The sequence below is a fragment of the Plesiomonas sp. genome (assembly GCF_051650925.1).
In the GTDB taxonomy this organism is placed as follows: Bacteria; Pseudomonadota; Gammaproteobacteria; order Enterobacterales; family CAMTGL01; genus Plesiomonas.
Genome location: NZ_JBOFRH010000370.1, coordinates 1 through 9160, shown reverse-complemented (window position 1 = coordinate 9160; position 9160 = coordinate 1). Strand labels below are relative to the sequence as shown.

The following is a 9160-nucleotide window of genomic DNA, read 5'->3' as shown; positions in this document are numbered from 1 at the left end:
CTAATCCGCAGGCCTTACGTCAAGGTTTTGCCAGCTCCGAGGGGGTGGATACGCCACTGACTGGCGCGGCGTTGACCAACATGATGGGTAATAACACGCTGCGCAGAGCGGGAAATACGGATTCACCGGTTCATGATATTCCAGAACCGGCCGACCTACATGCTAACGGTGCAAATCTCGAGCAATCACGCCCACAAATCGCGGCCGTAGCGGCTCAGCTACACGATGGCGATTTAAGTGCGTTGGCTAATGCTTTGAGCGACAAAACGCTTTCTGCTCCGGTCGTCGCGGTCAGTCAACAAGGGCTGAATGCCATCACGGAAAAGCCTGCACCGGCTGCCGCAATGCCGACCCGTGCCGATGCAATGAGTACCCCGTCGCCGACTCTCAGTCTGGATATTAACAAGCCCCAATGGGGAGATGCTCTGATCGAACAGTTGCGTCAGCGCATTCAGGTACAATCTGGTAATAAACTGCAGCATGCCCAAATCCGCCTAGACCCGCCTGAGCTGGGGAAACTGGAAATCAGCTTGCGGATGGAAGGCGATAAACTAAGCGTACAATTTACTGCTGCTCATCCACAACTCCGAGAAGCCTTGTTAGCAGGCAGTGATCGCCTTCGACAGGATTTTAGTCAGAGCCAGATGAACCTGATTGATGTTTCAGTATCGGGTGGACAACCACAACATGGTAATCAGCAGCAACAGGATCCTAGTTTTGCCAATGGCCATTCGGTGATCCGTCGAGCCGCGGCCCACAGCAGTATTCCTGCCCTGAATCTGTCACATCATCGCACCGATTTCGACAGCTTGGTTTAAGAGAGAACATCATGTCACAAGGAAAAAAATCCAAAGTCATTTTGTTGGCCATCATTGCGCTATTACTGATCGTGTTACTGGGTGGCGGTGGATGGGGATATTGGCATTTTGTTATTAACAAGTCAGTACCTGCTAAACCAAAAGAAGTGGCCACAGTTGCTGAGGTGAAGAAACCCATTTTTATTAATTTGGATCGCTTTGTAATCAGTGTGCAAGGGGAAGACCGTCTGCATTACATGATGCTCGAACTCTCTCTGATGACCTACAGCAATGCGTTTGAAACTCAGGTACAAGAGTTTATGCCACTGGTGCGCAACACGGTTGTTACTGAACTGAGTCATGAAGATTTTACCAAGTTGACAGCGCCCGATGCCGTTGCCGTACTGCAAGAGAAATTACTGACCGCTATCCACACGACTATGCAAAAAATGGGCGGTGAAGGTGCGGTAGACAAGGTGCTGATCACCAAATTGGTAGTGCAGTAACTGTCTATGTGCACAGCCGGGGATAACGCGCAGGGGCTGAATGCCTATCAAGCTAGCCAAAAGCTAGGGCATCAGGCACGAGAACAGCGCTTATTACTGCAGCATGCACCGTTGGTGCGGCGAATAGCTTGCCATCTGGCACTACAAGTCAGTGCAGTGATTGGTCGTGATGATTTAGAACAAATAGGCATGTTGGCACTGCTGGGTGAAATTCGCCGTTACGATCCTGATAGTGATATCCCACTGGAAGTGATGGCCAGCCCACGTATTCGTGGAGCCATGCTTGATGAGCTACGTCGTCTGGATTGGCGTTCACGTGGTGTACGGCAAAAAAGCCATGAGCTTAAAGACAGGATCCGTAGCCTGAGTCGAGAATTGGGGCGTAAGCCGACTCGTCAGGAGTTGGCACTTGCTCTGCAAATCAGTGATGAAGAGCTGCACGATCGCTTGCTGGCTTGTCAGGCCGAACAGGTTGATAGTCTTGACAGCCTGCAGGAGGACGGTTTTGACAGTTTCGGTCTGTATTGGCCGAGTGATGAAGTCCAGTCCGTACGTTTCAAGCGTGATTTATCCTCTGCTTTAAAACAAATACCGGAGCGTGAACAGACCATCTTGTGTCTGTATTACGAACATGAAATGAACCTTAAAGAGATAGCTCTGGTGTTGGATCTTACCGAAGCGCGGATCTGTCAGTTACATAAGAAATCTCTAAAACATCTAAATAGACTGTTAGACGACTGGAATCAGCCGGACTAATGAGGGGTATATGCAACGAATAATTGGTTTTTTTATTGTTTTTGGCTGTGTCGTTCTGGGCTATCTGGAAGCAAAAGGTAATCTGGGCGCTCTGTGGCAACCGGCAGAGATGATTATTATTGTGGGTGCGGCGATGGGAGCTATGGTAGTAGCGCATCCGATAGCGGTACTCAAGGGAATTGGCGGGCAACTGAAAACCCTGATGGGCAAGGGCTATACCCAGAATTACTACCGCGCCATTATCGAACTGATGTTTGAGCTATTGGAAACTGTGCGTAAAGATGGCATTAAAAAGCTCGATGAACATATCGAAAAGCCAGATTCCAGCGCCTTATTTGCTAAGTACCCAAGTGTCACCTCTTCGCCGGTATTGTTGGCATTTATTACCGATAACCTGCGTCTGATGGCGATGGGGAAAATGGCACCACACGATTTAGAAGCTCTGCTGGAGACAGAAATACACACCATCCAAAATGATCTGTTGCGTGCTTCCAAGGCGCTGGCTAAAACGGGTGAAGCGATGCCGGGTTTTGGTATTGTGGCAGCAGTACTGGGTATTGTGGTCACCATGCAAAATATCGGTGGCAATCTAGCACTTATCGGTGCCAAGGTAGCGGCCGCGCTGGTGGGAACGTTTATTGGTGTATTACTGAGCTACGGTGTGTTTGACCCGCTGGCTGCGGCGATGGCTAATCTAGTGAAAAAAGAGGTGATGGGCCTGAAAATGGTTATGGCTATTTTGGTGGCACAGCAGCAAGGTCGTCCAACCCTGCTGGCGCTAGATGCTGGCCGTAAACTCTTAATCAGCGAATACAAACCGAGCTTCTTTGAGATGGAACGCTGGCTGACTGCCGAGCAGAACTGATTATGGCTAAAGACTCACACCACACGATTATCATTAAAAAAGTTCAGCACGACGATCACGATGAAGGGCATGGTGGTGCATGGAAAGTGGCGTTTGCTGACTTTGCCATCGCCATGATGGCCTTTTTCATGGTGTTGTGGGTGATGGAAGTCGCCTCCAAGGATGAACGGCAGAAAGTCCAGCAATACATGGCCACTTACAGTGTGTTTGATAACATGGATAATGTGTTTGATATCACTAATAGCCCATTCCCAATAGATTTTGGTGGACAGGCTTCGCCACTGGAAAATCCGGTCAAATCAGATTTTGAGGGTAATGATAAGCTGGGTAGTGCGCTGTTTCAGGAAAATAAAACGCTAGGTCAGTATAAGAACCAAGAGTTAGGCAAGCTACAAGGTAAGTACCTTACCCAGCAGCAGATGGAAGCTCTGGCCAACGCTCTGAATACCGTAGCGGTGCGTCTAGATGCGACCAACAACGTGAGGGTGGAAGTCGTACCGCAAGGGCTGCGAGTCCTGATTCAAGATGATAACGAACACTATATGTTCGAGCGCGGCAGTACCCGGATCACGCCCTTTTTTAAGGATATTTTGGATCACATATCACCGGTACTGGGGAGTATCCAGAATAGGATCATGATCAGTGGCCACACTGATAATACCCGTTATCCGAATAATGTGGAGTATACCAACTGGGATCTCTCTGCTGAACGTGCGTTGGCTGCGCGTCGAGCAATGACGGCCAATGGTATGAAACGAGATCAAATTTTACAGCTGGTGGCGATGGCCGAACAGATGCCGGTCAATATTGAAGATCCGATGAGCGGGCAAAACCGACGCATTGAGATTACGGTGCTGACCGAACAGGCGGCAGCACAAATTGCTCAACTGTTTGGGCGAGCCAATGCCAAGCCAATGCCTCCGTATATTGCGACTCAACCCAATGCAGCACCGCGCCCTGTGGAAACCTCGGTCATCGGTGCTGGGTCAACTACCACACCAGCGTTGATGGCAATACCGAGTGTCGCTCCCCCGCTAAACAGTATTACGCCTCCGCTGGCGGCAGAGGCGACTACGCATGCAATGCTTCCGGTGAGTACGCTATCTGCCGTTAACCGCACTGTGCAGCGTAGTAGCAAAGCGGCGATGTTACCGCCACTCTTGATTGATCAGGCTGGCAATCAGGTGCGTATCGGGGTTGATCCGATTTTACCTGGAATGGCAACGTTAACGCCGGATCATACCGTGCAGGCAGTGCGCAGTGCTAAACCAGAGGCGTTATTAAAGGCCACGTCAGAACCAAGCTATATCAAGCCCTCTGTGGTGACGTCGGGTGATACTGAACATGGTTAAACCTGCAAAGTACTGTATGTAGTACCGTATTAGGGTATTTGTTTCAGCATGATAAAGCGTTAAAAAAGCCCGCCATCTATGGATTTAGTTCATTTTGGCGGGCTTTTTTTGTGCTGAGTATTCAGTTCCTAGTACTTAGTGCCATAGATAATCAATGTGCCCCGCTGTTGCCGCCAGCAGCGTTAAACGGCGGTTTGGCAAACCAGATCAGCACCAGTAGGCCGATAAACAGCGCGCCACACAGGGTAAAGATAGTGTTGGCCGACAGAATATAGCTTTGTTGTGTGATCTGGTTGGCCAACATACCGGCTGATTGTTGGGCACTTAGTCCCGCACTTTGCAAGCCATGTAGCGCTTGTTGTGCGGCCGGATTGTAAGGGTTCACATGTTCAGTCAGGTAATTTTGGTTTACCGCTTCACCGTTATCCCACAACGTGGTGGTGATGGATGTACCAATAGAGCCGGCCAGTGTACGCATAAAGTTCGACAAACTGGTGGCATTGGCCAGTTGATTAGCCGGTAACCCTGATAGCGTAATGGTAGTCAGCGGCATAAAGAAGCAGGCCACTGCAATACCCTGTACAAACTGCGGCCAGACAATCCACTCAAAGCTGATATCGGTGGTAAACAGCGTTGCGCGCCAGAAAAAGCAGCCGGAGTAGACCAGAAAACTGATGCTGACCAGCACCCGCATATCGATTTTATTCGCATATTTACCAATGAGTGGAGATAAAAACAGCGGAATAAACCCGACCGGAGCTGAAGCCCACCCAGCCCACGATGCGGTATAGCCGAGGTTGGTCTGCATCAGCAGCGGCAGCAGCACAATCACCCCAAAGTAGATCATATAACCCAAGCTGGTACAGATCACCGCAATGGTAAAGTTGCGGTAGCCAAACAGCGATAAATCGATCACCGGATTATCGTCGGTCAGCTCCCAGATGATAAAAAATGAGAGCGCTACGGCGGCGGTTACGGCTAGGATCAATATCTCATTAGAGTTAAACCAGCCGAGCTCACGCCCCTGATCGAGCATGATTTGTAGGCTACCTACCCCGATGACCATCAAGCCCAGCCCGACCATATCCATCGGTTTATATTCACGTTCGGTTTCACGCCCTGCCAGCACCTTACGGGTTAATAACACCACAAAAATACCGACTGGAACGTTGATAAAGAATATCCATGCCCAGTGGAAATTATCACTGATATAACCGCCAAGCACCGGCCCACAAATCGGGGCAACGATCACCGTCATCGACCAGAGCGCCAGTGCAATAGCCCGTTTTGCTGGTGGATAGTTTGACAGCAACAGGCTTTGTGATAGCGGGATCATTGGGCCAGAGACCAGCCCCTGCATCACTCGGAAAAAAATCAGCATCTCGAGTGAGGATGAGACACCGCATAACCACGAGAACAAGGTGAACAAAATCGTTGAGGCGATAAACAGCTTCACCTCGCCAAAACGCTTGGCAAACCAACCGGTGAGTGGCAGTGAAATAGCATTGGCCACGCCAAACGAGGTGATAACCCATGTGCCTTGTGTGGTTGATGCCCCCAGACTGCCGGAGATCGTCGGAATGGCAACGTTGGCAATTGAGGAGTCAAGCACCTGCATAAAGGTCGCCAGCGACAGCGCCAGCGTTGCCCAGACCAGTGCTTTGCCCTCTAATGGCTTTTGCATGCTGACCCCTTATCCCTGATTTTGGGTAAGGATAGCGGCAATGTTCTGCTCTATCGGTGCCATATTGATATCCAGTGCCTGTGTACTGGCAGTGGCCATTTGTGGCTGTTTTTCTGCTAACTCTGCACCGGAGTGATCAAGGGTATTGACGTTGACGGTCATTGATAAACCAACCCGCAGCGGGTGTGCAGTCAGCTCTGCGGCATCAAGTTGAATGCGTACTGGCAGGCGCTGTACTACTTTAATCCAGTTGCCGGTTGCATTTTGCGGTGGCAGCAGAGAAAACGCACTGCCCGTACCGGCAGATAAGCCCTGTACCGTGCCGTGATAAACGGTGTTTTCACCATAAAAATCGGAGATTAGCGTGACCGGCTGCCCGATCCGCATATTTTGCAGTTGTGTCTCTTTGAAGTTGGCATTTACCCAGACATTTTGCAGCGGGATCACCGCCATCAGTGGGTTGCCCGGAGCAATGTAGCTGCCCACTTGTACCGAGCGTTTTGCCACGTAACCTTCACTCGGGCTAACAATGGTGGTGCGCTGAAGATTAATCCACGCCTGTTTTACCCCTTCTACCGCATGCTTTACTGCAGGTTGGGCAGCCAGCGGAGTATTGAGTACCAGTGCTTGAGTGGCATTCAACTGCTGCTGGGCGGCAGTCAACTCTGCTTGTGCCTGACGCACCGCATTTTGGGCGTGTTGCAGATCTTGCTGTGAGATAGCATCACTACGGCCGAGTGTGCTGAACCGTTTTAGATCAGACATCGCTTGCGACAGGATCACCGCGCGGGCTTCCACGTTGGCCTGTAACTGGCGAACATCCAACATCAGTTTGTGGGTATTGCGCACGGTTTCAGCCAATTGTGTTTTCGCCTGTTCCAGCGCCAGCGTTGCATCGGTACTATCGAGCGTGACTAACGGCTGTCCGGCCAGCACCTTGTCGTTATCATCGGCAAAAATGGCGGTAACGCTGCCGGTTATCTGGGTGTTGATGGGAATGATATTACCCGCCACATACGCATCATCGGTCTGCTGATAGTGGCGCAACTCCAGATACCAGTAAGCAAAATAGGCGGCGGCGGCCAGAATAAACAGCGCCGATACCGCGAGCATGGCACGTTTACGGACGGTTTTTTTGGCGCTGATCGGCGGCGTGCTTGGCGCTGTCATGGTGTTCATGTCCTTTTTAGATCTGTAACAAAAGTTTGTGGAGGAGATGTTCAAATTGTGCCCGCTCATCGGCCGTAAACGGAGACCAGAGTGCGCACAGCCGCTCACGCTCTTGCGGCAAAATAGCGTGCATAAAATCAAGCCCCTGCGCGGTTAACGTTAACTGAAAACAGCGTCGATCACCGGCCACCAGTTGGCGTGAAATCCACCCGCGCGCTTCCATTTCATCAGCAATCCGCGTTGCACTGGTGCGTGATGTATTGAGGAGCGTACTCAGATCGGAAGGTTGCAGGGTGTAACCTTCGCTGGTGTACAGCAGAATCAGTGCAGTAAAGAGCGAATCATTAATCTGGTACTGTTTAAGTGCTTCATTGTGCTGATTAAGCAACTGGTTGTGCGTATGTTGCAGTAAACGGCACAGAATAATCGCTTGCCGTGCATCGGAATGGTCTAGCTGCCTTGCACGTTCTAACAAGGTTTCGATCGGAAGTTTGGGTTTTGGCATGATAGGCAGTAATCTACGTACAAAATTGGGTTTTTATCAGACAAATATAGCTGACACTGAAAATAGTAACGCCTGAAACTACTTTCTGCAATTTACCAATGCCATTATTTGGCCACTAATTCGTTACAAATTACTAAATAGGAAGTGCCGTCAGCGATAACAGGGCTGCGGCAGAGTCTGCTACCATTGCGCAACAGAGACCGGTACAGATTACGGATTATCAAAAAAAGAGACAGTGACTGGATTTAACAATGCAAACTGAGCATAAGAAAAACATGCCGGCACTGACGCTGGCCGCCATCGGCGTAGTGTATGGGGATATCGGTACCAGCCCGTTATATACCCTGCGAGAGTGTATTTTGTCGATGGCCGGATTGGGCGTAACCCAATCGGTGATCTATGGCTTTCTCTCCACTATCTTCTGGGTGCTAATGTTGGTGGTCTCGGTCAAATATATCTGCTTTGTGATGCGGGCTGACAATGCCGGTGAGGGCGGTATTCTGACGTTGATGTCGTTGGCTGGTCGGCGTACCCAGCCGCACACTACTGCCATTATTTTGGTACTGGGGCTGATTGGTGCTGGCTTTTTCTACGGTGACGGAATCATCACCCCCGCCATTTCGGTACTTTCCGCGATGGAAGGATTAGAGCTGATCACGCCAGCATTTGACCCCTATATCCTGCCGATTGGCATTGCCGTATTAACCGGCCTGTTTATGATCCAACGCCACGGTACCAGTCTGGTCGGCAAGGTGTTTGGTCCGGTCATGCTGCTTTGGTTTAGTGTGCTGGCGCTGATGGGCGTTCGTGGGATCGCCATGCATCCGGAAGTGTTGCAGGCGCTCGATCCACGCTGGGCGCTCGATTTTTTCTGGGCGCACAAAATGCTGGCCTTTTTTGCCCTCGGCTCGGTAGTGCTGGCAGTGACAGGCGCAGAGGCGCTGTATGCCGATATGGGGCACTTTGGCACTAAACCTATCCGGCTGGCATGGTTTATTTTGGTGATCCCATCACTGGTACTGAACTATTTTGGGCAGGGCGCGCTGCTGCTGAGTAATCCTGCCGCTGTGAAAAACCCCTTCTTTATGCTGGCACCTGAGTGGGCACTATTTCCGCTGGTCATTTTAGCTACACTGGCTACCGTTATCGCCTCACAAGCGGTGATTTCTGGTGCATTCTCTTTGACTCGACAAGCCGTGCGTTTAGGTTATCTTCCCCCAATGACCATTTTGCACACCTCAGAAGAGGAAGCTGGCCAGATTTATGTTCCACTGGTCAACTGGCTGCTGTTTATCGCGGTGGTGCTGGTGGTGCTGACATTCCGCCACTCGAGTAATCTGGCTTCGGCCTACGGCATTGTGGTGACAGGAACGATGGTGCTCACATCGATTCTGTTATCAGTGGTAGCGCTGCGTAACTGGCGTTGGCCACTGCCGCTGGTGCTGCTGATGCTGACACTGATGCTGATGATAGATTTGCCACTGTTTGCCTCGAATCTGATTAAGCTTGAGTCTGGCGGTTGGTT

General features: G+C 50.6%; 9 protein-coding genes. 6 read left to right on the top strand and 3 right to left on the bottom strand.

Going from position 1 to position 9160, the window contains the following annotated elements:
- From ACRC27_RS08450 to ACRC27_RS08430, 5 genes are all read left to right on the top strand, one after another.
- The coding region (locus ACRC27_RS08450) for a flagellar hook-length control protein FliK (protein ID WP_438639675.1) at positions 1–818 on the top strand (818 nt) is incomplete at its 5' end.
- Positions 819–829: 11 nt separating this feature from the next.
- Positions 830–1303, top strand: coding sequence for a flagellar basal body-associated FliL family protein (locus ACRC27_RS08445; protein WP_438639674.1), 474 nt, complete (start codon positions 830–832; stop codon positions 1301–1303).
- Between the two features lie 6 nt (positions 1304–1309).
- Positions 1310–2059: a FliA/WhiG family RNA polymerase sigma factor gene (locus tag ACRC27_RS08440; RefSeq protein ID WP_438639673.1), complete on the top strand. Its 750-nt coding sequence runs from the start codon at positions 1310–1312 to the stop codon at positions 2057–2059.
- A gap of 10 nt (positions 2060–2069) precedes the next feature.
- Positions 2070–2924, top strand: coding sequence for a flagellar motor stator protein MotA (gene motA, locus ACRC27_RS08435; RefSeq protein WP_438639672.1), 855 nt, complete (start codon positions 2070–2072; stop codon positions 2922–2924).
- A 2-nt stretch (positions 2925–2926) separates the two neighbouring features.
- Positions 2927–4276 carry an OmpA family protein gene (locus ACRC27_RS08430; RefSeq protein ID WP_438639671.1) on the top strand — a complete coding sequence of 450 codons (1350 nt, stop codon included), beginning with the start codon at positions 2927–2929 and terminating at the stop codon, positions 4274–4276.
- Positions 4277–4427: 151 nt separating this feature from the next.
- Here ACRC27_RS08430 and ACRC27_RS08425 read toward each other — a convergent pair whose 3' ends face one another.
- Genes ACRC27_RS08425 through ACRC27_RS08415 form a run of 3 tightly spaced genes read right to left on the bottom strand, consistent with a single transcriptional unit; the run spans position 4428 to position 7635 of the window.
- Positions 4428–5960, bottom strand: coding sequence for a DHA2 family efflux MFS transporter permease subunit (locus ACRC27_RS08425; RefSeq protein ID WP_438639670.1), 1533 nt, complete (start codon positions 5958–5960; stop codon positions 4428–4430).
- A gap of 9 nt (positions 5961–5969) precedes the next feature.
- On the bottom strand, positions 5970–7139 hold the full coding sequence (locus ACRC27_RS08420; protein ID WP_438639669.1) for an EmrA/EmrK family multidrug efflux transporter periplasmic adaptor subunit: 1170 nt from the start codon (positions 7137–7139) through the stop codon (positions 5970–5972).
- A 7-nt stretch (positions 7140–7146) separates the two neighbouring features.
- Positions 7147–7635 carry a MarR family transcriptional regulator gene (locus ACRC27_RS08415; RefSeq protein ID WP_438622562.1) on the bottom strand — a complete coding sequence of 163 codons (489 nt, stop codon included), beginning with the start codon at positions 7633–7635 and terminating at the stop codon, positions 7147–7149.
- A 251-nt stretch (positions 7636–7886) separates the two neighbouring features.
- Between ACRC27_RS08415 and ACRC27_RS08410 the strand changes: the two genes are divergently transcribed.
- On the top strand, positions 7887–9160 hold a 1274-nt coding region (locus ACRC27_RS08410; RefSeq protein ID WP_438639668.1), incomplete at its 3' end, for a potassium transporter Kup.

Bases quoted from the DNA above. Each gene is read 5' to 3' on its own strand.
- ACRC27_RS08430 (WP_438639671.1), top strand. From the start codon at position 2,927: ATGGCTAAAGACTCACACCACACGATTATCATTAAAAAAGTTCAGCAC.
- ACRC27_RS08415 (WP_438622562.1), bottom strand. From the start codon at position 7,635: ATGCCAAAACCCAAACTTCCGATCGAAACCTTGTTAGAACGTGCAAGG.
- ACRC27_RS08425 (WP_438639670.1), bottom strand. From the start codon at position 5,960: ATGCAAAAGCCATTAGAGGGCAAAGCACTGGTCTGGGCAACGCTGGCG.
- ACRC27_RS08440 (WP_438639673.1), top strand. From the start codon at position 1,310: ATGTGCACAGCCGGGGATAACGCGCAGGGGCTGAATGCCTATCAAGCT.
- motA (WP_438639672.1), top strand. From the start codon at position 2,070: ATGCAACGAATAATTGGTTTTTTTATTGTTTTTGGCTGTGTCGTTCTG.
- ACRC27_RS08445 (WP_438639674.1), top strand. From the start codon at position 830: ATGTCACAAGGAAAAAAATCCAAAGTCATTTTGTTGGCCATCATTGCG.
- ACRC27_RS08420 (WP_438639669.1), bottom strand. From the start codon at position 7,139: ATGAACACCATGACAGCGCCAAGCACGCCGCCGATCAGCGCCAAAAAA.